This window comes from Legionella quateirensis, assembly GCF_001467955.1.
Lineage (GTDB): Bacteria > Pseudomonadota > Gammaproteobacteria > Legionellales > Legionellaceae > Legionella > Legionella quateirensis.
In genome coordinates, this window is the sequence record NZ_LNYR01000041.1 from 616 (window position 1) to 25,961 (window position 25,346).

Below are 25,346 nucleotides of genomic sequence, written 5' to 3' on the forward strand. Positions count from 1 at the left end.
TCGCGGGACGTCGAAATCGAAAATGTCAACAGCCCCTAGTGTAGTTTGGTTAAATAACTTTACTGTCTATACTTGGATCTGAGATGCTGATTTTTGAACCAGGAGAAATCCGCATTTATAATCTGCTATTAATAAGGATATACATCATGAAAAAATGGTTTTTAGGGCTATGCCTTATCTGGATGACTACACCTTTTGCCAACTCTCTTCCCGAATTTTATGGCCCCTTGAAACATGTGACTATAGGTAATTCCAATATTGCCTATTATCGTTTTGGAGAAGGAAAACCACTGGTCATGATAACGGGACATGGTGATTCCATGTCAATGTGGCATCCTGAATTTCTAAAAAGAATCAGTAAAATTCGGCAAATCATCATGTTTGATTACCCAGGTATTGGTGAATCGACTACTACAGGTAGTTATCCGAATACCATGGATCAATTGTCCAAGTTGGTCCAATCATTTATTGAAAGCCAGAAACTGGATAAACCTGATATGCTTGGTTTTTCAATGGGGGGTAGCTTATTACTCTATATGACTACTCAGTATGGTACTCAATACGATCATATCATTGTCATAGGCGCTAAAGCTGGAGGTAAAAAAACAGTTGCTCCTGAAGCAATGTATTTTAATATGCTGGCCGATCCTCACACATCCCCTGCAGTAGAAATAAAAACGTTGTTATTCCCTGCTGATGCTACAAAACAGGCAGATGCCTATTTGAATATTTTAAGTCAATTTCCCCCTCAAAAAATGAATGCTGATGCGTTGAAAGCCCAGGCTGCAGCAGTAACTGGTGAAAATCAAGGTCCAGGTATTTGGAGCCTGTTGCCTGGTATAAAAAATAAGGTATTGGTTATTAGTGGAACCGATGATGTTTTGAGTCCGGTGCAAAACGCAGTAACAATTGCTGCGGCAATCCCCGGTTCCTGGTTAGTTCAGGTTAAAGACGCGGGTCATGGAGTATTATTTCAGGAACCTGTTTTTATTAGTGAACTCGTAGAATTTTTTATAAATAATTAATGACAGGGGTTTTCAACAGGATTTACGAAAAACCTCAAGAAAGGGGCAAAAGGAGTTTTTAGTGAGGTCATTTAGGGTCTGTTGACAACTGCCTACAGTCCCTTCGTGACCATCTTGTCCTTGGAGCCTGACTTTTTATAAGTCATTTTTGCGCAGCAAGGAATTTCTATATAAAAAGTAACCTGGATGGAGTGTGGAGCACGTAATCCGGGAAGTCCCGCGAAGCGGGCACCGATTAAAAAGGTACCATGCTGCGCATGGGCTTCCCGGATTACGCTTTGCTCCATCCGGGCTACATTTAATTTTCTTGCTAGCCTGATGGCTATGGGTCTCGACCCGACCTTGATAAACCCCCAGGAAAATCCGCTGAGGGCTTGAGTCTGGATATCATTACTACTGTTTTGCCGGAGAGAATATTTTATTATTTTCTGATACATCATCAATTGTTGTATCACCAGCAACATCTATCACCTTAATGTCTTTAGCATCCAGATCGAATTCAGACATATCAACCATTTTAATGTTGCGGCTATTATACGTAGTAAAATACAAAAGACGTTTTTTTACATCAATAACAGTCGTCCATTGCGTGTAATCATAAAAATTGGATCCTTTGTATTGTTCTATACTGGAACCTTTAGGAACATCAAAAAGATTCAGTAGATGGAATATACCGCTTACTGCAAGTTGACTGTCTGGAACCGGCAGCATGGTTGCTGTAAACAAAGACATACGAACATAACGTGATGGGGAGGTAAAATCACCAGGCAGTCCCAACATCCCAGAACCGAGACCAAATGATTTAAGATTTAATTTTGGAACCTCGCTTGCTACTACTTCTGTAGGGGTTAAATTGGCATAAGTATTTAAATTGGTTTTTTGCCAATTAAACTCCGGCGCATTGGTAAATACTCCTGTTGCATCATCGTACATCTTAAGTGTGCCGCCCACATATTCCATAATTAAACTGTTCCCGGCAGTATCACTCACAATGTAATGCAGTGGCAGAACAAAGCCCCAGTTTTTAAATGGAGCATTGGATACTTTTATCTTTTGTATGGCTGCTTTTACTTCATCAATACTCGTAAAATTGGTTAGTATCCAGGTGCCAACATCATAAGAACTAAGGGAGTTTTGTGCCTCGTTTGGAGCGACTGTTTGAAAACCCGCATATCCTGGAAAGTAAAAGAGACCTACACGCAACCCTTTTTCATTGACTCCTTCTACAATTGAAGGAAGGGATTCGGCATTCATCCCCAAAACAGCATATTTTGATTTCCAGGTAAAATTATTTTGCTCAGTAGACGCATTAGCCACAAGTTGATAGTTTCTGGGTATCAGAATGACGTTGGAGTGCATTTCTGCTCCAAACTCCAAAGTTCTACCGAATAATACAGTCCCATCCTGAGCTTCAACTTTGGTTCCAGTGCAAGCCAGTACTGGTTGGACAGTACAATAGCCTAACAACAAGCCTATGGTTCCATAGAGTAATTTTTGCTTAATCATATCATCCATCCTTTTGATATTATGTGCATGAGGTTGAAACAATAAATAATATCAAGCATATACCATGAGTTTTATAAATACAAAATAAGAACACATTATTGATGCGAAACAGAGAGATAAAAATGCCCGGATGGAATTACGAAATGTTGTAATGGTGTCAGATTTAAAGAATAGGATCCCAACATCTGGTATTATCAAAATAAAAAAGATAGATTAGAGTGTGTTGAGAATTCCGATTTCGACAGACTGCGCCTTGTTCCTGAGGAAGACAGGAATCAAATGATGCAGTTCATTATGTTTGCTTAATGTATCCCCGCTTTCGCGAGGAGAACATATAAAAGATGAAGATCGTTCAGGAACAACCCGAACCACAAATAACAAAGCGAATAAGGATGTGGTAATGATTAATAAGTTAAAGACACAGTTTATTTACATCAGCTCCGTTCTGGCTTTTTCTAACGTTGGATATACTGCACCAGCAATGACGGCTCAGCCGATACATTCCTGGCATTACTCTATCGCCCCATACTTATGGGCCAGTTCGCTTAATGGAGACGTGGAAGTACTAGGCCGCACAAAACATCTCAACATAACTTTTGAACAAATTTTAAGACATCTCGATTTTGCTGCCCAGGGACATTTTGAAGCAGGTTATGGTCCATTGAGTTTAATGCTTGATCCAACCTATTTAAAACTTTCCCAGGAGGAACATTTTAAGTCGATTGGACTTAAATTCACGACCAAAATGTTATTAGCTGATGCGGGTATTTTCTATCGGTTTTTTGCAAAACCAATAAGAGACAACCAGTATGTTTCCCTGGAGGTGCTTGGAGGCGCACGCCATTTGGATATCAAGAATACTCTGGAAGTTGATAGATTATCATTAACTGATACCGTAAAAATGAATGCTCCTATAGTAGGTGCTCGTTTGAGAACTGATTTGTCTCCCAAATCTAATTTCTGGATACGCGGTGACGTGGGAGGATTTCATGTTGACCATGTAAAAGAAACCTGGAGCGCGACAGCAGGCCTGAGTTACGCGTATAAAGAGCATATTGATTTCGGTATTGCCTATCGCGTATTAAAAATAAATTACGCCAAGAACAGATCAGCAATGGATGTCGTCATGCATGGTCCGGAGCTTGGAGTGAGTTTTCATGGCTAATACATTGTTCAGAATTTAGGGACAACTCCCTATCTCTTCATAAAATAGAAATCGTCATCCCGAATGCAATGAGGGATCTCCTGAACGCGGCACTGTGCCTGCATAGGGAGATCCTTCGCTGTGCTCAGGATGACGAAACTCCCATAGGAAACGTCATCCCGAATGCAATGAGGGATCTCCTGAACGCGGCACTGTGCCTGCATAGGGAGATCCTTCGCTGTGCTCAGGATGACGAAACGAGGAAACGTCATCCCGAATGCAATGAGGGATCTCCTGAACGCGGCACTGTGCCTGCAGAGGGAGATCCTTCGCTGTGCTCAGGATGACGAAACGAGGAAACGTCATCCCGAATGCAATGAGAGATCTCCTGAACACGGCACTGTGCCTGCATAGGGAGATCCTTCGCTGTGCTCAGGATGACGAAACTCCCATAGGAAACGTCATCCGGAATGCAATGAGGGATCTCCTGAACGCGGCACTGTGCCTGCATAGGGAGATCCTTCGCTGAGCTCAGGATGACGAAATTTCCACTCAAAACAGTACTCTAGTTCCTGGAAAACTCACTCAACTATTGCTTTTGCAGATTCACTTCCGTGCCATCTGCATCACGTAAAAATATTGTATCTCCAAAAATAGTACCAATCACATTAGTCTCAATTTTAAGATAAGCCTTTCTACATGTTCCACTGTAAATAATATCCAACTCATCCCCACATTTTGATCTGGGTTTCAAATGATAATCCATTCGAATCGTACTTTTATATTTTCTGAATTCAGCCGAGGCATCCCAGGTACATTTATAGCTGGTAGTTACTCCAGACCATTTTCCTGTTATATTGTCACAAGGATCTACATCTTGTGCATTTATTGGAAATACTGGAATTAAGGTGCAAGCGCAAACTAATGATATAAGAGATAATTTCGATTTATTTAAAAGCATAACTAATCCTTGTGATAAGCTTCAAAAAATACTCTATCGGAATCTAAATTGATGAGTCAAGGTTTATTCAAAGAGGGTAGTAAAAACTACCCTCTTTGTTACCATAAATCAACTTGCAGGTTTTCCGGTTTTACCGCCAGGGCAAAAAGTGATTTGATAGCTGGTTTTTACACCGCTTGTATTGCATTGCCATTGGGTTGACTTATCATCAAATTGAAAGGAGTAAGCGGTAGGACAGGCTTGCTTCAACCACAATATTCGAGGGAACACTGTACCATGCCATTGTATGTTGTGGCCTGTACAATCGGTTACCTGAGGTGTATAGGCAAGACTTTGGCTATCATTCCAATTATAACAACCACACACTTTATCATTGTTTTGAGCCTGTGTATTATAACCAGTATTCAATGCATTGGTTGTAGTGGTTTGACAACCGTACATGGCAGCAACGGTTGCGGCCGCGCCTCCAAAATTACCGTAATCAGTTGGCCCAGTACCCTGAGGTTGTAACGGATTACCCATTCCATAAAGTGCATAGAGATCGTAAGCGGGATCCCATTGACCCGGTGCAGTAAGCCCTATGTAATCGGCCAGGGTATAATAGCCTAAAAAGTTTCCACAACTGCGATATATTTTACCATCAACAGGATCAGGCGAAGTCATGCCACAATATTTACCTAAAGGAGACAAGGCGCAATCTGAATTTTGTGTGCAGTTTACTCCAGGACTTCCCCCTGTAACCCAAATATAATTAGCTGGTGCATCAGGTGCGGTAGATGGGGGTGAAAAAGTCCAGGGACATGCGCCAAGCGCCGTATTCGCAGGTTGAATCAGTGCTCCGGTAGATTGTCCACAATTAAACGGAAATTTAATGTTACCTGGAGGTGGTGGTCCAGAATTTACAGGTGCCAAAGAGCGTACTTCTCCAGGAACATTAAATCCGTTAATCACCGATACATCATAAATTCCATCATTTCCAGCGGTACCCATGTTTAATTCAAATTTGGTTTGAGGGGGAACTGGTTGTACTCCAAGCTGACAGGTTGCTGTCCCGGCTATCACTGGACAATTTGCTGTTTGGCAAACACCCGTTGTTGCATCACAACCGGTTCGCGCATAAATGGCACCGTTCAAATATTGATCTACCATCAGAACTTTTATATAGGGCGAATTTCCACGAACTTGCCGATTAATCTGATAGTCAGCAAAGGTACGAGCATTTGCAGGAGTCGGATCTGCACTGGTTCCACTACCATTTGAAAACTCATACCACACAGGAAAATCACACTGATTTACAAACATTACTGTATGCTTGCTATCCGTTTGAGTAAGGGCTTGTACTTCTTCGCTAGTATGGGCGGAAGCACTTAAAGATCCTCCTTGATAGGATATCGATGCACTGACAGTAAGATCAGCCGCAGTAACAGTAGGTACTACAGACACATAAACGGAACAGCTTTGAGATTGTGCCAAAGTAGCTCCAGAGCAGGTATCAGTGCCTTTGGTTAAGGTGGCAGTGCCATCAGAAGCTAAAGATACAGTACCTAAAGATTCGGTTGAAGGACAAAAATTTGTAAACTCATATTTGACAACATTATCGGCGTAGATGTAGGTTTTATCAGGTAGTGGTAAAACAGCCATACCATTAATCTGATGGCAACCCGCTCCATTCTTCACCACAGTTTGTGTGACTAATGGAACCGAACGACTTGTACTTCCATCATTATAATAATAAGTAACACCTAATGAGGTTTGGCCTACAGAGACCGGAGTAAAAGTCCCAGATACCGTACATGATCCACCAACAGGAATTGCTGCGGTACATCCATTGGCCGGGTTAGGGTTAAACCCACTGGGAACAACTGCTGTAGCAGTAACAGGAACAGTACCGTGATTAACATAAGTAAACTGAACCGGATAAGTCACACCAGTATAAGTTACTCCAGGGAGAGGTGTGCTTACAAAACCTTGAATTGACCCGACTGTACCTGTTGATGTAGAAGATAAAGTGGGAAGTGGAACCACATTATTATGATACAACATACTTAATTTTGCGGTATTAAGTCCTGGTGAGCTTGGTTGAAATTGCAAATGCAATAAGCAACTGCTGTTAGGCTGATTTTTTCCTGCTAGTGTTGTTTTACATCCATGGGTTACAGAAAATGAACCGCCATCAAATACAGAACTTACATCGAAAGGAACCGGACGAGGCAGATTATTTGTAAATGTAAACGTTACAGAATAACTATTGCCATTAACAGTGTTTGGGGGAAAGCCTGCAGGACTGACAGACCAACTTACCGGGTCTATTGCAGCATAAGCGCTCGTCAATAATAACGATAAAAATAAAGCCAAAGTGGCTTTTAAAAAATCCATATAAATCTCCGTTCTTCAAAATACATGCGTGTAATCAGGATTATGAAAATGAATCACCTAATACATAAGTCAATCCAATTAAGCCCGTATTGGTATTAAAGGTCCCTAAACTTAACCGTTCACCACTCCATGTTGACATGCCATTTTCTGATTGCATCCTGCCATAGGACTGAAAATCATATCCAACATACATCAACAGTTGTTGGGTCAAAGCAACATCCAGACCCAAGCCAACATTATAAGAGAGCTGGCGTGTTGAATTAGTCCTGTAACTTGGACTAACACGTGCCGTAATATCGGGATAAGCTGTTTCGCTGTAGTTCATTCCCTGATTGAGGGCTACCCCTACTCCAGCATCAACATACGGCATAAACCGACCCAAAGAAACCAGGTTCAATTTAGAGTACACGGACACTACATTAGAGCTGATACCCCAACGATAAGAATAGTTATTGAAATCAGGCAATGAATATTGAGTAATGCTACCATCTATATTTTTTCTAAAGAGATGTTGATACCTCAATGCTAATGCATAGGCCGGAATCCATTTTTCATTTCTCAACCAGCGGGAACCAATTTGTAAACCCATTTGATTCATATTATTTAACTTTACAGAATATTGGTCCACATTTTCCGGTGGTGGATAATTTGAGCCATTATTCACAGTCATGTACTTGGGCGTATTAGGGTCGACTTGCCCTACATCAACTCCAATATAAATTGATTGGCTTCGAGGGCTTATGGCTGGAATTTCCTTAAACGTTGATGATGGTTGCTCTTTATTTTTTACCAAAGATTGTACTGGTCTTTTTAAAACAGGATGTTGAACTTGTGTTGCTCTAACGATCGATCTGTTTTGCTGTTTCATTTGAGTTTGCATACGTCCTACGCTTCGGACAGCGTCAGCTGTTTGTAAAGGACCAACAATCACTGTATGCAATGCATGTGCAGATCGAACCAAGACTGGATACTTAATTTTGGAAGCAATTTGAGCTCTGAGCTGATTGGCATTATGTGCCGATTTAAAAGAACCTACCTGAATAGTATATGGGCCATGGGTTCTTGAATGAAAATCCTTTGCGCGATCCAATCCATAAATTACCAGCGCTTGTGCATTTTGAGTAATACCTATCGATGATGCAATTAACAGATGTGTCCATTTTAAATCCATAAATCTCATTTATTTTCCTTAATTGAATCAACAACTTCCACTAGGATGTGTTGACAATTCATCTATTTATTTCCAACGTCGCGGGACGTCAAAATCGGAAATGTCAACAGACCCTAATTTAAAAAAAGAAAAACTATAACAGGTATCCTAATCATTTGGAAAGGCTTGAAGCTGATCTAAATTGGCGATAATTCATTTTTTCATTTTGGTTGAATAAGAGCTTCTTCATTATAAAATGGCTCCATTATTGTTATTAAAAGGTGAAATGCTTGGTTGAGAACCATTTTGGGTGTAACAATATAATGAAGCTAAAAACTCTCATCTTGAAGAAATAGGTACTACAGTATCCAAAGCATGGTGTTCTTCCTTATTAAGTTCATTATGAACCAGGTTGATTGCTTCACTCAAAAACCGTAATGGAATCCGATCCGATGGAGTCGGCTTGGTTGCAACTTGAATTAAATCAATCATTGCCTCCCCGCCAGGAACTGTGAATACAGGAAGTGTGAAGTCCAGAGACTGATGTTCTGCAAGACGGTTTAATATGTCTCTTTTCCCTTCAGCATCAGGACCAACCATTAACAAATACAATAATACGCCCAGTTGATAGGTCATAAACCGATCAGAATCATAACTACGGGCAGACGGGTATTCAGGTGGGGCGTTTTCTTGGGTCGTGACAATCAAATTGGTCTTGATTTGAATATCGAGCGTGTTTAATATCGATTTCAAATCCGCAGTAAAAACCTCTCCATTATCACGCAAAAGAAAATTTTCTGGTTTAATATCCATATAAAATAAATGATCACGTTGTAATTCAAGAGCAAAATCCGATATCTGTCTCGTCATGTCAATCACTGCTTTAACTATATCTTCCTGGGACATGCTCTCATTGATACTGCGACGATAAGATAATACATCCCCTTTCGCGCAGAATTCAGTGATCGAAAGATTGTATTCGCTCTCCGAACCACGATGGGCTATTTCATCAGTAGGGTAAAAATCAAATTCCTGTGCTATGTATCTATTAAGGTTGGGATTTGTTTTGACTCTGTGCCGTAAATCATGGTCAAAATAATATTCCGGACGTTCTATACGTAAAGTATATTGCGCACGATTTTCTCGATTGGTTATTTTCCAGTTTTTATTATTATTTCCTCCCAGAAATTCTAGGGAAAACTCATCGATTTCAAGTGGTTTGGGTGTTGAAATCAGTTCCGATACCAAATGTCGTAAATTATGTCTATCGTCGTCGGCATAGGGATCAATAATCGTAGAAACACGATTGGGAGTCTGCAACAGAAATCGACTGCTTAACTCAGAATTCATTCTAAAAAATTCGTTCATTGTACGATTAACTACCATGAGCAAACGAGATAATATGATCCTGTCGGGTGTATCTTTTGAATCCAGATCGTCAATTAGAATTTCCACTATTTTTTGTTGTAATAATTCAAGTTGACCTATAGCCATTCCCCAATCAAAATCCGGTTTGTTGAGATCCAGTTCGTGAAACTGATGCAAAAGCAATCTGATGTCTGAATAATATTTGGGTTCAGAGGAAAAAAATGATATTTTTTTCACTCTGTTTTTAAATTCTTTGGGTGTAGGGACTCTGGTAAAATCTTTTCTATGATAGGGCACGGCCACACTAATATCAGCTATTCGTTGTTTTTTGGAGCTTTTTGTATTTGAACTTTGTGATAAATTCTTTAACTCGCGACTAATCTCTTTTTTATTGTACCACTTCATAAAATCTGAGCCATAATCTTTGGGTGGATCAGTTCTCACCATGAGATACAGCTTATCTGCCACAGCACTGATTTGTTGAAGACTGATGATATCAACAATGCCGTTCACCTGATTTTCGTTGTATTTATTAATCAGAATGCCCAATTTAATCAAATATGGCTCAGTACTGGAGTACCCTGAAGTCGCGCGAATCTTGCTGAACATACGCACCCAAAATTTACAGCTTATAAATAAAAAATAGCACTGATCAAAAATTATTCAAATTAACATGATAAGAACGTCCAAATAATCGAAGTTATTTGGACGTCCTGTAGACAGGGTACAATCAATTACATTCTTGGCTGATTATTGACATCAGAAGACAGGATACTTGATTCGAGTCTTCTTGCCTCTGATGAATGAAAGCGAAACCTCGACGCTTTAAGAGTCGCTGCCTCTGATACTTCAAGGGTACTTTTTAACTCCGTATGAGCTAATGCGGCAATAAATACGATCCCACTATGGCAAGACATGTCTTTTCCGACAACATCATCAAGAGTCAGAACTCCTGGTCTTGGATTGGCTCCGCGTTTATCCATACTATGGCCATGCACAAAAATAACAGGCTTCAGCGTATCAAAATCTGTTTCACGAAGTGGTCGTGAATCAGAAGATACATTGCGAGACCAGACTATTTGATAAATTGGATTTTTCCTTTTACTGGCATCATCTTGCCAAGGAGCTGTAAATGTAAATTCACCATTAACTACTATGTGTTTAAATTGTTTATTTAATTTATCAATAGATTTGGCAAATTGATTTCGGTCCATCGTATTAATGGTTATATCAAACTTTTGTTCGACCTGCGAAGCCATTTCATTAAGACTCATAGGAGCATGACTTAGAACATAGAGGCCATCTCCCTCTTTTTGCAATGAGTAACTAAACAGTTCCAAATGAGGATAATACGCCTCTCTTACAATTTGAGTTAACTCATCAAGAGAGATTACTTCTTGACGAACACAAGCGAGTAAATGGTGTACTGATGCACCTTGATGCCTATCAGTAGCCATTGCGTATCGATACATGATTTGATCATCTCGGTCATCCAGGCGGCTGACAGGCTCTGACAACAATCGCTCATATTGCCAGACAAACTCCAGATCATGATTGGAAAAAATAATCCGGTAGTGCATTCCTTCCTTTTTGAGATGTGCCAAAAGTTTAAGAGTAAGATAATCACTCGCCCCACGATCTGACAAAATATCTCCCAAAAAAGTCACAAGCCGTTCTTTATTAATGACCTGAATTGAAGCCAGTATCGCATCAAACTGTTTGTTCATCTCTTCGGTGAATACAGGATGTTCCTTGGCAAACCGCTTCCAGGCGCGGTAACGTAAATCCCCATTGGCTGTCTGCCCTTTTCTGGAATGATCTTCCATTAAATTGTAAGTATCTGTGTAGAGCTTTACGAAATCATCGTATTTATCTTTGGGGATATCAATGATTCCAGATGTTTTTAATAATGCTAACATTTTCAATGTATTGCCATGCATATCGCCAAATTGAACTTCCGTGATTGCTTCATCCAAACCAAGATCTACCTCAGGGTAAGTATTGAGATTAATATCATGTGCGATCAACCCTGAAATATCGTGTGTACTAGCTGCCATAATTTACTCCAATTGATTTTGTTTTATTACGACTTCCATTTTATTGATTAAAAATTAATCTATTATTAAGTGGCGTTGTTGATTTTTAATAGCGAATATTAAATTTTAATGACCCGATTCTTAAGTAATGAGCTGCTCGCGTACTCATTCTCGGCCTTACTACTACAGACCCACCAACACCATAAAAGAAAGAAACAGAGCCATTGAAGCGAGACAAGATCGATTATTGAAAAAAGTTAAGAGTTTTTATCTATTTTAATCTCGTTCGGTTCGAGGTGAACTTGTTAAGCTAATTACATTGACCTCATTGCATTCTGGCTCTTAGTCACAAATATGAAATCTTGGGGAGAAGTCAGATTTGCATGCAATAGACAGCATTGTATTCGGGATGATATGTTCCGGGGGGATATAGAATTGACGCATTTATCTGGGAGAGTACGATACATAATGTTGATCATTATCTTCATCACGATGAGTGTATTCATCACGATGAGTGTCTTCATCAACCGTTGTATCAGGAACATCGGGAATTGGAATGTCGGCCTTTTGTTCTGCCATCATTAACCCATTTGAGTTTTGTGAAGATGTACTCGCTTCTTCAGTATTCATATTCTGTTGTGTTCTGGAGGGATGTGTCATACCTTGGCCACACAAGCTCAGAAGCATTTTGGAATGAGAATCAGATTCAGGAATAATCAGTGCTGGAATTTCATCGCACTCTCTTTGAAATCCTAATTTATCTTTAACCGATTCACTAAAATCATGCAGTTTCTCTCTGAGATAATGATAGGGGCCTAATAAGCCGAAATGGCCTTTACTTTGAGCTTGTTTGACAACTCTTGCCCCAGCCGCGCCTCCTAGAGATGCGCCAGCAATTCCTCCAATTATTGCTCCTATTACTGTCCCGATTATTGGAACAACACTGCCTATTGCTGCGCCGGCTACTGCACCTGCAGCCCCTCCTGCCAATGCCCCAAGGCTTGTTGGTATTATCAGGTCGGGATTTGAAATGACGGAATCTGATTTATATTTTGTTCCCGTCATTAGACTTCGCCATTTACCTGCCAGAGTATTAGATTCCGCTAATTCGTTGTTTTTATCTTCCTTTAATTGATTCACTGAAAAGAACGTAAATGCAAAATCAGGTCTTTTTTGATTGTGGTATTGATACATCAGTTTATAAGCAGAGATAAATTGCTCTTTATTATCAAATAAAAATACCCCATGATTTGGATCTGCATATCTGATTTTCTGATCTTCCTGAATACTTAAATAGGTTGCATGACTACCGACTTTACATTGCAGAATTACAGACAAATCCTCACCTACATGCTCGGATGCAATTTGATACAACTTTTCAGCCTGTTCCGTTAGAGAAGGACAAAAGGTCTTGGTGGTTAATCGTGTTTTTTTAATATACTGTTGATCTTTTTCTCGATCAAGTTGATTTTTTTGATATTTATGTATGGTTTTATTAAATTCTACTTGTTTTATTCCGTTGTTTTTATAAGGACTTAAATCCGAATCAGCCATACTCATGGTAAAACCATTACATTCACCACGGGAAGTACCCAGCTCTTTCATTGTTCCTTGAGCCAGTTTACTCACCAATAAGCGACTGTTTAACAATGCCTGATATTGCTCATTAACTTCAGGGGACGGAGATAATTTAGTGCTGTGAGATTCAGGGTCAGGATTAGGCTCATCAGAGTGATCGAGTGGTTTTCTACCGTCTTTGACGATTGTTAAATCGTTAATAATATGTAGAAGTAATGCATTTAGTCCTATGTCATGGTGATTCTCTTTATAAGCTCTAATGTCTTCAATTAAATCACCAAGATCCGTTTTTTTGCTTTCGTTATAACCATCTTTACCTATCAATTTCAACCTGGCTTGAACATCCTCCAGAAACCGTCTCTCGTGATCTTCCAATGGTCGAACAGGTTCGTCGGTTATCCAGGGTAATCGAGGGATAAACGGCAACAAATACTTCATAACTCCTGTATGTGGTTCATGAACTCCATTTTTAAGCATTAGTTTTATTTCATCTGCACAGCTATAAATGCTCATCATCAGGACCCAATCAATGAGTGCAAATTGCACTTATAGGTAAATTATAACACAGTTATCAAGTGATGACTATTGTGCAAATAGCGTTCTATCCCGGAATTTCCTGGATTTGCATCATTTTTCCTTGTATCTCTTCATAGAACAGATGAAAAAAGAAGGATCTGATTCGCCAAAACACGCAGAAAGGAATCTGACATTCATATACGAGAACCAAGCAAGCCTTTAAAAGATAGTGCAACATATATTGCTCATTTCTTTGAAGAAGAGATAAAGAGTACGTCCACATACTCCCATCAACTGAAACGTGATATTTTATGTTAAAGAAACAAATCAATGATCTGCACATTAAGGAAGTTGGAAAGTCTGATGTTTTTAGCAGTTCATCAGGTAAATCCAACAGTTTCAATTGAGGAGCATACCTTAACCCTATGAATAAAAAAATAATTGCCGCATCATCTATGGGCACCATGCTTGAAATGTATGACTACGCTATTTACGGCTTTATGGCACCATTTTTAGCGCCTGTTTTTTTTCCTGATGCGGATAAACACATCGCTTTAATCGCGACCTTTGCTATTTTTGCAGCTGGTTTTCTCGTTCGACCATTTGCTGCTTACTGGCTTGGGAGTCTAGGCGACACTATAGGTCGGAAAAAAACATTGACGATCACCCTCCTGATCATGACTTTTTCGTCCAGCTTTATAGGTTTATTACCTACTTATAAAACCGCTGGGATTATCGCACCAATTTTGCTAACCCTCTGTCGCTTAATACAAGGTATTTCCGTGGCAGGAGAAATGACATTGGCGAGTATATACATCTATGAAAATGTGACTCTGCGTCATAAGGGGTTTGCTGTTAGTTTTGTCACTTTGGGTTCTATTTGTGGATTGTTGCTGGCAATCATCATCAGCAAAATTAGCTCGTTATTTTTTTCTGAACAGGATCTCATCTACGTTTGGCGTCTTCCCTTTTTAATGGGAATACTGGTTGGTGTTGTCGGAGTTTATCTGCGTAAGAAGACCAGAGAATTAACTGATTTTTCAAAAATAAATGCAAAAAAACAACACCGTCCATTAAAAAGTGCCTGGCATTATCGGAAAAAAGCAATTATTGCGATTTTTCTTTTGGCAATTTATTGCAATGGTAGTTTTTATACTCTTTTTGTTTATATGCCTTCATATTTACAACAACGGGGATACGCCTTAAACGTAGCGCTGGATGTCATTATGGTAGCCATGATGTGTTATAGCATCTGTCTGCTGTTATCAGGATTTATCTCTGATGTGGTGGGAAGAAAAGCTCCATTAGCACTCAGCTTGATTGCAACAGTATTTGCTGGATTGCTAATAAATTACCTGGTTAATGTTGGTTCTTTACTTCAGGCTACTCTTGCTTGCAGTGTTTTAGCGATTATCATCGCTCTTTATATTGGCAGTGTATTTACTGCGAGTCTGGAATTATTACCGCCAGAAGAACGAGCCAGTGGTTTTACTTTATTTTTTAACCTGAGCAATTCTTTATTTGGCGGCACGGCTCCACTGATTATTTTGTTCTTAAATTATATTTTTATAAATTGTGCTTTTTCGATTTACTTAATCGTTTTGGCTTTATTAACGCTACCGGCTCTATGGTTAATGCAAGACAAAAGTACTCCATAATATGTAGATGGTTATGGGGTTAACAGTCCAACATGCTTTGGGAGTTTCGTCATCATGAACGCAATAAAGGATCTTCAAAAACAGGCACCATGCCAGTATCAGGAGATCCCTCACTGCATTCGGGATGACGGTTTTATTGCGTCATCCTGAACGCAGTGAAGGATCTCCCAATGCAGGAACAGTGCAACGTTCAGGAGATCCCTCATTACATTCGGGATGACGTGAAGTGTTCTATTTCAAGAATATCGTCATCCTGAACGTAGTGAAGGATCTCCTAATGCAGGCACAGTGCCTCATTGCATTCGGGATGACGTGAAGTGTTCTATTTCAAGAATATCGTCATCCTGAACGCAGTGAAGGATCTCCTAATGCAGGTACAGTGCCTCATTCAGGAGATCCTTCATAGCATTCGGGATGACATTTTCCAGAGTTATTGAAGAGTAACTATCTTAGGTTTCAGTTTACTGATTTATATATGTTTTTTATAAAATCTCATCAAATTGCTTCGTCCCCTCTCTTAAGCTATATTTAAATTTTCAATAAATCAGGTATAAAAAAATGGGTATGGATACAAAAAATACGAGCACAATGGGTAAATGCCCGGTAATGCATGGAAGTATGACCACAACAGGTACATCAAATATGGATTGGTGGCCGGCCGCTTTAAACCTCGATATATTGAATCAGCATGATACGAAGACTAATCCTATGACTAAAAACTTCAATTATCGTGAAGAAGTCAAAAAACTTGATGTAGAAGCACTCAAACGTGATATGCGTGCGCTAATGACCGACAGTCAGGCATGGTGGCCAGCTGACTGGGGACATTATGGTGGGTTGATGATTCGTATGTCATGGCATGCCGCAGGAACTTATCGTATCGCTGATGGTCGTGGTGGTGCGGGTACGGGCAATCAACGTTTTGCCCCATTAAATTCCTGGCCTGATAATGTGAATTTAGATAAGGCTCGCCGACTGCTATGGCCTATCAAGAAAAAATACGGCAACAGAATCAGTTGGGCTGACCTCATTGTCCTGGCAGGTACTATGGCCTATGAATCAATGGGCCTTAAAACTTTTGGTTTTGGATTTGGACGTGAAGACATTTGGCAGCCCGAAAAAGACGTGTACTGGGGTTCGGAAAAAGAATGGTTAGGCGCCAAACGTTATGAAGATCAAAACCGCGATTCACTGGAAAACCCGCTGGCCGCTGTGCAAATGGGGCTGATCTACGTGAATCCTGAAGGAGTAAATGGCCAACCAGACCCGCTTCGAACCGCGCAGGATGTCCGTGTAACTTTTGCTCGTATGGCGATGAACGACGAAGAAACAGTTGCCTTGACAGCAGGAGGTCATACCATCGGAAAATGTCATGGTAATGGAGACGTAAAACTGTTAGGTCCAGCTCCAGAAGGTGCTGCTCTCGAAGATCAAGGCCTTGGCTGGATTAACAAAACAAGTAGAGGTATTGGTCGTAATACAGTTTCCAGCGGCATTGAAGGTGCATGGACGACTCACCCCACACAATGGGATAATGGCTATTTTTATATGCTTCTTAACCATGATTGGGAGTTGAAGAAAAGCCCTGCTGGTGCCAACCAATGGGAACCGATTAATATCAAAGAAGAAGATAAACCCGTTGATGTTGAAGACCCCTCCATTCGTTACAATCCAATCATGACCGACGCGGACATGGCTATAAAAATGGATCCTGTTTATCGTGAAATTGCAGAACGTTTTTATAAAGATCCTGAGTATTTTTCAGAAGTTTTTGCCCGAGCCTGGTTTAAACTGACTCATCGTGACATGGGTCCGAAAGCACGCTATATAGGACCTGACGTTCCTAAAGAAGATTTGATTTGGCAAGATCCAGTACCTGCAGGTAACCGAAATTATGACGTTGCTTCTGTCAAAGCAAAGATTGCTGCCAGCGGTCTTAGCATCAATGAAATGGTCTGTACCGCATGGGACAGTGCGCGAACATTCCGAGGTTCTGATAAACGAGGCGGTGCAAATGGTGCGCGCATCCGTTTGATGCCACAAAAAGCCTGGGAAGGTAATGAGCCACAACGTCTTGCAAAAGTACTTAATGTTCTTGAACTTATAGCCGCGGAATCTGGCGCCAGTTTGGCTGACGTGATTGTTCTTGCTGGTAATGTCGGTATCGAGCAGGCTGCCAGGAACGCAGGATTTGACATCACCGTACCATTCGCTCCAGGTCGAGGCGACGCGACAGACGAGATGACTGACGCGGATTCCTTTAGTGTGCTGGAGCCCCTTCATGATGGTTATCGTAACTGGCTTAAATCAGATTATGCTGTCCACTCAGAGAATCTATTGCTCGATCGCACCCAACTGATGGGACTCACCGCACCTGAAATGACGGTTCTTATTGGAGGTATGCGCGTCCTGGGTACTAATTACGGAGGTACCAAGCATGGCGTACTCACCGATCGTGTAGGTGTTCTTACAAACGACTTTTTCATCAATCTGACCGATATGAACAATACCTGGAAACCAGCAGGCAACAATTTGTATGAAATTCGTGACCGAAAAACCGGTAATCTCAGATGGACAGCAACTCGAGTAGATCTTGTTTTTGGATCCAATTCGATCTTGCGTGCCTATGCTGAGGTTTATGCTCAGGATGATAACAAAGAACAATTCGTACTGGATTTCGTGGCTGCCTGGGCAAAAGTCATGAACGCGGATCGATTTGATTTGGCATCATGATCTGGAACTTTTCTCATCAGATGTCATTATAAAATCCATGAGGCTGGTACTCTTTTTATTAAAGAAAAGAGTACCCCTGCTGAAATAATTAAGCAGATAGCTGGCACCAGTTGAGCACGTTAACTATATTATTTATACAAGGATTAAAGTATGAAGAGGCCAAGAGAATGAAGAAAATGTTCGTAGCGTCTTCATTACTATTAGCACTTATACTTCTTTTTGTTGCATTAATGAACAATATCTCTTCACATATATTGGAACAAAACACTGTTTATCCAGTAAAAGGTACAACACCATCTCAGCAAGCATCAAATGAAACCATATGCCCCAAAGAGTACTATACGATATTAACAATTGATGGTGGGGGAACACGTGGCCTGATTCCTTTAGCCTATTTAAAATATCTGGAACAACAAAACCCTGACGGTATAGCGAGTATTTTTAATTTAATGGGAGGGATATCAACAGGCGCCATTATTACTGCCGCACTCTCAAAAGAACAATCTGAACACTCTGATTCCTATCATTTTACCGCAAAACAAATAAGCGATTTATATAGAAAAAAATCTCCTGATTTTTTTTCCCAGAGTCTTCTTTACAGGATAATTTCATTAAATGGTCTGATTTTGCCTCTGTTCAATTCGCAAAATAAAAATGATTTTTTTAAAGAACACTTTAAAAATTCTACGTTAAAGAATTTATCCAATCATGTTGCACTTTTTGCTTATGACATAAAGCACAAAAATATACTCATATTTTGTAATTGGATAAAATGTGATAATTCTTTAAATCAATATTCAATTGCAGATATTGTATCAGGAGCCACTTCTGTAATGGGAATTTTTGCCCCAATCATGTTATCTACGGTTGATCATCAAATCAAATATGATATCGCGGATCTTGGTCTTATTATCAATAATCCGGCTTATATGACCACCCGATTAGCTTCAAAAATCTGTCCCAATGTACACCATTATGTGGTTCTTTCACTAGGAACTGGAAATTATCCGGAAATGAGCAGCAATCAGGAAAGTTATCATTGGGGTTTATACCAGTGGATGCCCAATTTAATTGCCGCAGCTACTGAGACAAACAGCCAGGCAGCTAGTGAATACTTAAGTTTTTTTATGGTACATGAAATGTCTACAATACCGACGAATCAGTTACCCAAACTCATTTATATTCGCTTAAATCCTGTACTTGACTGGAACGATTCCAAACCCTTCGCAACATCTCCTGAAAATCTTGATTACTTTGAAAAAAAAGCTGATGAAGATATAAAGAAAAATAAGCTACTACTGCAATGTATTGCAACAATTCGCATCAAGGATGAATTAACTCCAGAATGCAAACAAGAACTATTGAATTATATTCATATCCAACACACGCCCTATTTTGCCAATTCCTTACAAAGAATATTTAAAGATTGAGATTGATTAATGTCGATAAAATCCGATCAACGGTCGTTAGATCATTAAGAAGTTGCCCATGCCCGTGATTACTAGTAAACACGTGCGCATGAAGATTACCTGGAAGCATTGCGGCAGTGAATTCCACCCGTCCATCGCCCGGGGTCTTCACGCCATTTTGAAAATCCCATTGATATCCTTGCGCTGTAACCTGACAAATGAGCTGCGCAAGCGTTGGGTGATGCTGACCTGCCAATACGGCAAGGGGAGGCATTGCTAAGGCAGAGACCTGATCCGTTCTGCATACCTCATTACGAAAGCTTTTTGCCGCAGATAACGCTTCTTGTAGATGTTGGCGAGCATTTGATAATTGATCCCATGACAGTTTTTTTTGAAATATCGACAGATTCAAACGCTCCCAGGACAAAGGATCATACCAGTCATGTGCAACAGTGTTTCCATAGCGATCTACAATTCGATTGTTTTCTGTGTCAAGAGGAAAAAATAGATAGGGAGAGAACCAGGAAAAATGAGCTTCATAATTCAAAATTCGATTATTCAAGCCAATACGAGTTCCTTGATGCATGTCTCGGGCAAAATCTATCCCCGATCCAAAAGGCGAACCAGCAAATAAAGCAGCGTGAAACAGCTCAGGGTTACTACGAATTACTGGTAATGAGATAAACCCGCCCAAACTATGAGCAATAAGTAACACCGGACCTTGTTGCGCATTAATCTCGCGAATAAATTGGAGCAGCTCTTCTGCCACAATCAATCCTTGTGCCCGCCAGTCATAAGAAAAAATATAAAAATGCTCTGTACGTTGGCGCATTAAATGCAAAAATGGAGCATAAATGGATTCCCATAAAATACGTTTCAGGACGCCTTGTGGGAGCAGTGGTTCACTGGCATAAAGGGGTTTACGATCAAGATTGAAGACTTGTTTTAATCCCAGCCAACGTAACTGATGCGTGTCAGTAAGTAGTCGTGATCCTTTTATACCAGGTATAAATACTATGGGTATGGGTTTCATGATAAGTAATACTTCCAGATTGCCGGACAAGAGGCATAAAACTGTTCAAAATTTAATCCACTGGGAATCGTTTGCAAGAACTTCTTGATTTCATCGGCACACAATCCCCATTCAGTTAACAACAGCTTAAATTCCAGCTCGCCAATGATGCCCTGATTATAAATATCAAGTTGTTGAAAGACAAAATTAGCCTGATCTTTGATCGACATCTGGGTAGTAATTGAGAATGGTTTATTAAAATGAGAGCCCATTAACCATACTTTTTGATAAAAACTCATGAAATCGATGCCCTCTTCACGAGCAATCAGGGAAAACAACTCCTCCTTCAAAGGCGATTCAACCTTCCAATCCTGGGCAATGACCAGCCATTCTGCTGAGGAGAGGTAACTGTTTTGATCAATATCCATTAAATCAAAGAATAACCTGGCGAGCTGCATATCAGTGAATGATTTGTTGGAGGAATACTCAGGATGCTGATGAATAATTTGTTGCACCCGATTTTTATCGAGGATAACTGGAATAACTCCATTGATCAGTTCAGTACGTTGATGTTCGAGGTACATGTCGTTTGTTTGTTGCGGTGAATGATGCAGAAGTTTTTGAAAAGCAAACAGATTAATCAGAATAAAAAAGACCAACAGAATATTACCCGCAGTACCAAGAATAATAGGCAGTAGCATAAAACAGGAAAATAGAATAGCAGCCGTATATCGTGCGTAAGGAAACAATCCAACTATACGAAAGACCACATAAAAGACACGGCAAAGCACATAAATGTTCAAGCTGAAAAACAAACAGACAAGCCAAGGCAATCGTGAAGGATCCATCAACACGCTCACAGCAAAGAAACCATTTAAGAGCACTACAAAAATGTAGGCGGGAACCATAATTCCTTTGGCGCCAGAAACTTCTGGAATCATATAGACTGCGGCTGGCAGGTGCAATAAAAGCGCGCTTAAAGCAGCGGCAAGGGCAAAGCCTGGCGAGTGCAACATTATGCCCAGAATAGAGCAAATTAATTCAATACTGCCACCGAGAAGATGAATACCTAATACGATAACCCTGCGTTTATTCATGCTGTATTTGGGATGAGCATTTTCGAACCAATGATACGCCAGGACAAATAAATTAAAACAAATCAATAATCCACCGATTAAATACTGACTCGGCGCAAGGACTATTAATTGCTGCTGACGAGCTATAAGGAAAAAAATGATCAGTGTTCCCAGCAAAAGTGGTGGATAAACTAATAAATTCGCCCTTATTCTTGTGTTCATCGTGCGTCCTTGCCATTCAATGTTTGGCTTTAAATCCCTGGATTAGATTTATTTTTAGATCAAATTATGTCTATTTGCAAAAAACTTTATTTAGGGTGTGTTGACAATTCATCTCTTTATTTCCAACAGCCCCTGGTATTCAATATAAACGTTTTAGCGACACTCTTTATTCAATAAGTACCCCAATCAAGTCTGCCTACATTTTGAGAATAACTGCAAAGACGTAAAGTGCGCAGATGAGTACTGCACACTTGATACAATGTAGTTAACCATTCATCATTGTTTTTGTAGAAACTGCCTTTTCCTAAATAAAAATAACGGTAACCGCAATCTAAAGGAATTTTACCCAAAACATGATTTATTCGGAATCCAACTCCAGCCATTTCACGAGGGCTATGAATGCATTCCTTGTACTTTATGAACAAGTTGCCATATCAAAATTAAATCGATTTAAATCATATTAGTTAAAAGCAAAAATTAATTATTGTGCTAATTTATACTTAGTGTACTAAAATTCATATCATAATAAATTGTATCGTTTGAGCAGCTTCATTCTGAATAGTAAAATGATGATTCAAAACTGCCATTTACGGACATTTAAGGGATTGATTAAGGAGAGCGATTATGGCATATCTTACCGTAGGCAAAGAGCATTCTGTTGATATAAAACTCTATTACAAAGATTGGGGCAGCGGGCAGCCAATAGTATTCAGTCATGGTTGGCCTCTTAATTCTGATGCCTGGGAAGATCAAATGCTCTTTTTAGCATCTCACGGGTATCGTTGTATTGCTCATGATCGTCGGGGGCATGGCCGCTCAGATCAACCCTGGAGCGGTAATAATATGGATACTTATGCCGATGATCTTGCTCAGCTTACTGAAGCACTTGATTTAAAAAATGCGATTCATGTTGGACACTCTACTGGCGGTGGTGAAGTGGTTCATTATCTTGCACGCCATGGTACTAAACGGGTAGCAAAAGCTGTATTAATTGGAGCTGTCCCTCCATTGATGTTGAAAACAAAGGAAAACCCTAAAGGTTTACCCATCAATGTATTTGACAGCATTCGCTCGAATGTCATCAATGATCGATCTCAATTTTTCAAAGATCTAAGTGAGCCTTTTTATGGTGCGAACAGGAAGGACAGTAAAGTGACGCAAGGTGTCCGCGATTTTTTCTGGTTAATGGGTATGCAGGCAGGTATGAAAGGAGTATTTGACTGTATTAAACAATTTTCCGAGGTCGATTTTACAGAGGATTTAAAGAAGATTGATGTACCTGTTTTGATTATACACGGTGATGATGATCAAATAGTTCCTATCGAAGATTCAGCCATGTTGTCTTCAAAATTACTTAAAAATTCGCAACTTAAGATTTATAAAGGCGCATCACATGGCTTATGTACCACACACAAAGATGAAGTAAACAAGGACTTGCTTGCGTTCTTTACCAGTTAATTTTAAAACGCGGTGGAACAAATAAAGTGAGGTTCAGGTAAACCCCGAAATGGGGTTTTCATTGCAAATAAACTCCCGGACAAAGGACTTTGTTGTAATTGTTCCTCACTAAGCCCCATGCGAGCAGAAGTAATGTAGAGTGTTGATAGATGAGGATCACCAAAAGCAACACTGGTTGGTCGTGGTATTGGTAACTTTATAGTATTCACTTTTTGACCTTGTGGATCATAGCGATTAATACACCATCCATCCCACATGGCAACCCATAAAAAGCCATGAGCATCAACCGTCATACCGTCAGGTAATCCCGTAGATTCAGGGATGTTGATGAATGATTTTTTATCAGTAATCGCTCCTGAAAGTAAATCAAAATCATAACGATAAATGGTGAGTGCCAATGAGTCTGAAAAATACAAAAATTTATTATCAGGACTAAAACCTATGCCATTGGACACAGTGAAACCATGGTCCATGGATTTAAAGGTTAAGTCAGCAGATAATTGATAAAGTACCCCTATAGGCGATAACCAATCTTTTGCTGCAGTACCTGACCAAAAACGTCCTTGGCGGTCACATTTGCCATCATTTAAAATAACTGCCTGATTTTCCTGTGGATTGGCGATGTGTTCTAATGAACCTGTTAAAAGATTAGCAAAAGCATATCCGTTTTCAACAGTAACCAGTACCATCTCTGAAGAATATAAAGCGATACTTGTTACAATTTGTTCTAAAACTATTAACTCATCGGCACCTGTTTGAGGATTAAAACAATGTATCGCAGGTTGTAAACAATCCAACCAATACAACACACCTTTATCTTTTGACCAAAGAGGGCTTTCTCCCAAGGTTGCTTCGGATCTGAAAATAACAGTTGGATTAAATGTATTCATAATATTCATTATTGCCCATATTAATTAAAAAATCCAAAACCACGAAATTTTTCAGAGTATGGGATATTGAATCTCATGATACTGGTAATTTACGTCTTCAATATCAATCGTATCAATGCAGGCGTAAATCCCTTTATTCAAAATGGATTTAACCATTATTTTATTCTATATCTATAATAATGCTTATTATGATTCTCGGGATCTGACGCGATGAAGTACAGACATTTAGGGAAAAATGGTCCTATAGTCTCAGCCTTGGGCTTTGGCTGTATGGGGTTATCTGAATTTTATGGTGCCGCAACGTCAGAACAATCTGGAATCCAGATTATTCAATCCGCCTATCATCAATATGAGGTGACTCTATTTGATACCGCAGATATTTATGGCAAAGGCGATAATGAAACCTTGGTTGGTAAAGCCGTCAAAGCATTTCGAGAACAGATTATCCTGACCACCAAATGTGGCGTAGTTAGAGAAGAACATGCCAATCAAATGTCGGTCAATAACTCCCCAAAACACATCCGACAAGCCTGTGATGCAAGCTTAAGGAGACTGGCAACGGACTATATTGATGTGTATTATTTGCATCGCTATGACTATCAAACTCCTATCGAAGAAATCATGATGGTCATGCACGATCTAATCCAGCAAGGTAAAATTCGTTTCGTTGGCTTATCTGAGGTTGATACGTCTACCATTCGAGCAGCTCATTCCATGCTTGATTCAAAACTTATAGCAGTCCAAACTGAGTATTCAATTCTAATCAGAGAACCAGCCAATGCAGTGCTTGGTGCGTGTCGCGAGTTAGGGATAAGTTTTGTAGCTTATTGTCCTATTGCGCGTGGTCTATTAAGCGGGACACTAAAGGACCCTCAATCGTTCGGACTGGAATCATTTGATTTTAGAACCCTTGTACCTCAATTCAATCCAGGTAATTTCGAACACAATCTGTCATTGGTAGCGGCAATAAGTGAGATAGGGAAAAAAAATGGATATACCCCAGCTCAACTATCCCTTGCCTGGTTACTTGCTCAAGGCGAAGATATTATACCCATTCCAGGAACCTCGAAAATTAATCATCTGGCTGAAAATATGAAGGCACTTGATATAGTTCTCGACAAGGAGGAACTTGAATCCCTGGAGCGGGCATATCAAGACAACCCGGTCGCAGGAAAAAGATTGTCTGAAGAATTAATAAAAATTTTTCATTTTAAGGAATAAGGTATGA

Annotated in this window: 18 protein-coding genes; 7 read left to right on the plus strand and 11 right to left on the minus strand. The window is 39.9% G+C overall.

Annotation, left to right across the window (positions count from 1 at the left end; translation table 11 throughout):
• Positions 1 to 146 precede the first annotated feature (146 nt).
• The gene (locus Lqua_RS14040; protein WP_058474915.1) at positions 147 to 1,025 is read left to right on the plus strand and encodes an alpha/beta fold hydrolase; all 879 of its coding nucleotides are present in this window, start codon (positions 147 to 149) and stop codon (positions 1,023 to 1,025) included.
• 92 nt (positions 1,026 to 1,117) lie between these two features.
• Here Lqua_RS14040 and Lqua_RS18390 read toward each other — a convergent pair whose 3' ends face one another.
• Positions 1,118 to 1,312, minus strand: a complete 195-nt coding sequence (locus Lqua_RS18390) for a hypothetical protein (protein ID WP_133141105.1) — start codon at positions 1,310 to 1,312, stop codon at positions 1,118 to 1,120.
• Between the two features lie 106 nt (positions 1,313 to 1,418).
• Entirely contained in the window at positions 1,419 to 2,531 is a 1,113-nt protein-coding gene (locus tag Lqua_RS14050; protein WP_058474917.1) for a linear amide C-N hydrolase, read from the minus strand.
• Between the two features lie 400 nt (positions 2,532 to 2,931).
• On the opposite strand from Lqua_RS14050, the gene Lqua_RS14055 reads away from it, so the two are divergent.
• Positions 2,932 to 3,696 (plus strand): hypothetical protein, encoded by a 765-nt coding sequence (locus tag Lqua_RS14055; protein WP_058474918.1) that lies wholly within the window; start codon positions 2,932 to 2,934, stop codon positions 3,694 to 3,696.
• A 568-nt stretch (positions 3,697 to 4,264) separates the two neighbouring features.
• Here the strand turns inward: Lqua_RS14055 and Lqua_RS14070 are convergent.
• From Lqua_RS14070 to Lqua_RS14095, 6 genes are all read right to left on the minus strand, one after another.
• Positions 4,265 to 4,636: a hypothetical protein gene (locus tag Lqua_RS14070; RefSeq protein ID WP_058474921.1), complete on the minus strand. Its 372-nt coding sequence runs from the start codon at positions 4,634 to 4,636 to the stop codon at positions 4,265 to 4,267.
• Between the two features lie 108 nt (positions 4,637 to 4,744).
• Complete coding sequence (locus Lqua_RS14075) at positions 4,745 to 7,012, minus strand: thaumatin family protein (protein ID WP_058474922.1); 2,268 nt, start codon at positions 7,010 to 7,012, stop codon at positions 4,745 to 4,747.
• A 40-nt stretch (positions 7,013 to 7,052) separates the two neighbouring features.
• Positions 7,053 to 8,192: an SPOR domain-containing protein gene (locus Lqua_RS14080; protein ID WP_058474923.1), complete on the minus strand. Its 1,140-nt coding sequence runs from the start codon at positions 8,190 to 8,192 to the stop codon at positions 7,053 to 7,055.
• Between the two features lie 309 nt (positions 8,193 to 8,501).
• Entirely contained in the window at positions 8,502 to 10,139 is a 1,638-nt protein-coding gene (locus tag Lqua_RS14085; RefSeq protein WP_058474924.1) for a hypothetical protein, read from the minus strand.
• Between the two features lie 125 nt (positions 10,140 to 10,264).
• On the minus strand, positions 10,265 to 11,587 hold the full coding sequence (gene wip / locus Lqua_RS14090) for a Dot/Icm T4SS effector Wip (RefSeq protein ID WP_058474925.1): 1,323 nt from the start codon (positions 11,585 to 11,587) through the stop codon (positions 10,265 to 10,267).
• Positions 11,588 to 12,010: 423 nt separating this feature from the next.
• Positions 12,011 to 13,660: a YopT-type cysteine protease domain-containing protein gene (locus Lqua_RS14095; protein ID WP_058474926.1), complete on the minus strand. Its 1,650-nt coding sequence runs from the start codon at positions 13,658 to 13,660 to the stop codon at positions 12,011 to 12,013.
• A gap of 425 nt (positions 13,661 to 14,085) precedes the next feature.
• Here Lqua_RS14095 and Lqua_RS14100 point away from each other — a divergent pair, with 425 nt between their 5' ends.
• The 3 genes from Lqua_RS14100 to Lqua_RS14110 all read left to right on the plus strand — a co-directional run bounded on the left by Lqua_RS14100 (position 14,086) and on the right by Lqua_RS14110 (position 19,481).
• Positions 14,086 to 15,318, plus strand: coding sequence for an MFS transporter (locus Lqua_RS14100; protein WP_058474927.1), 1,233 nt, complete (start codon positions 14,086 to 14,088; stop codon positions 15,316 to 15,318).
• A gap of 564 nt (positions 15,319 to 15,882) precedes the next feature.
• Positions 15,883 to 18,051 (plus strand): catalase/peroxidase HPI, encoded by a 2,169-nt coding sequence (gene katG, locus Lqua_RS14105; RefSeq protein ID WP_058475012.1) that lies wholly within the window; start codon positions 15,883 to 15,885, stop codon positions 18,049 to 18,051.
• Between the two features lie 167 nt (positions 18,052 to 18,218).
• Complete coding sequence (locus Lqua_RS14110; RefSeq protein WP_083501348.1) at positions 18,219 to 19,481, plus strand: patatin-like phospholipase family protein; 1,263 nt, start codon at positions 18,219 to 18,221, stop codon at positions 19,479 to 19,481.
• On the opposite strand, the gene Lqua_RS14115 is transcribed toward Lqua_RS14110, so the two are convergent.
• Together Lqua_RS14115 and Lqua_RS14120 are read right to left on the minus strand one after the other, a co-directional pair.
• Positions 19,471 to 20,493, minus strand: coding sequence for an alpha/beta fold hydrolase (locus Lqua_RS14115; RefSeq protein ID WP_058474929.1), 1,023 nt, complete (start codon positions 20,491 to 20,493; stop codon positions 19,471 to 19,473). The genes Lqua_RS14110 and Lqua_RS14115 overlap by 11 nt on opposite strands.
• Positions 20,490 to 21,770, minus strand: coding sequence for a hypothetical protein (locus Lqua_RS14120; RefSeq protein ID WP_058474930.1), 1,281 nt, complete (start codon positions 21,768 to 21,770; stop codon positions 20,490 to 20,492). The genes Lqua_RS14115 and Lqua_RS14120 overlap by 4 nt, the downstream gene beginning before the upstream one ends.
• Positions 21,771 to 22,394: 624 nt before the next feature.
• Between Lqua_RS14120 and Lqua_RS14130 the strand changes: the two genes are divergently transcribed.
• Positions 22,395 to 23,228, plus strand: coding sequence for an alpha/beta fold hydrolase (locus tag Lqua_RS14130; protein ID WP_058474932.1), 834 nt, complete (start codon positions 22,395 to 22,397; stop codon positions 23,226 to 23,228).
• A 2-nt stretch (positions 23,229 to 23,230) separates the two neighbouring features.
• Here Lqua_RS14130 and Lqua_RS14135 read toward each other — a convergent pair whose 3' ends face one another.
• Positions 23,231 to 24,118: an SMP-30/gluconolactonase/LRE family protein gene (locus Lqua_RS14135; RefSeq protein ID WP_058474933.1), complete on the minus strand. Its 888-nt coding sequence runs from the start codon at positions 24,116 to 24,118 to the stop codon at positions 23,231 to 23,233.
• Between the two features lie 210 nt (positions 24,119 to 24,328).
• Between Lqua_RS14135 and Lqua_RS14140 the strand changes: the two genes are divergently transcribed.
• Positions 24,329 to 25,339 carry an aldo/keto reductase gene (locus Lqua_RS14140; protein WP_058474934.1) on the plus strand — a complete coding sequence of 337 codons (1,011 nt, stop codon included), beginning with the start codon at positions 24,329 to 24,331 and terminating at the stop codon, positions 25,337 to 25,339.
• Positions 25,340 to 25,346 lie beyond the last annotated feature (7 nt).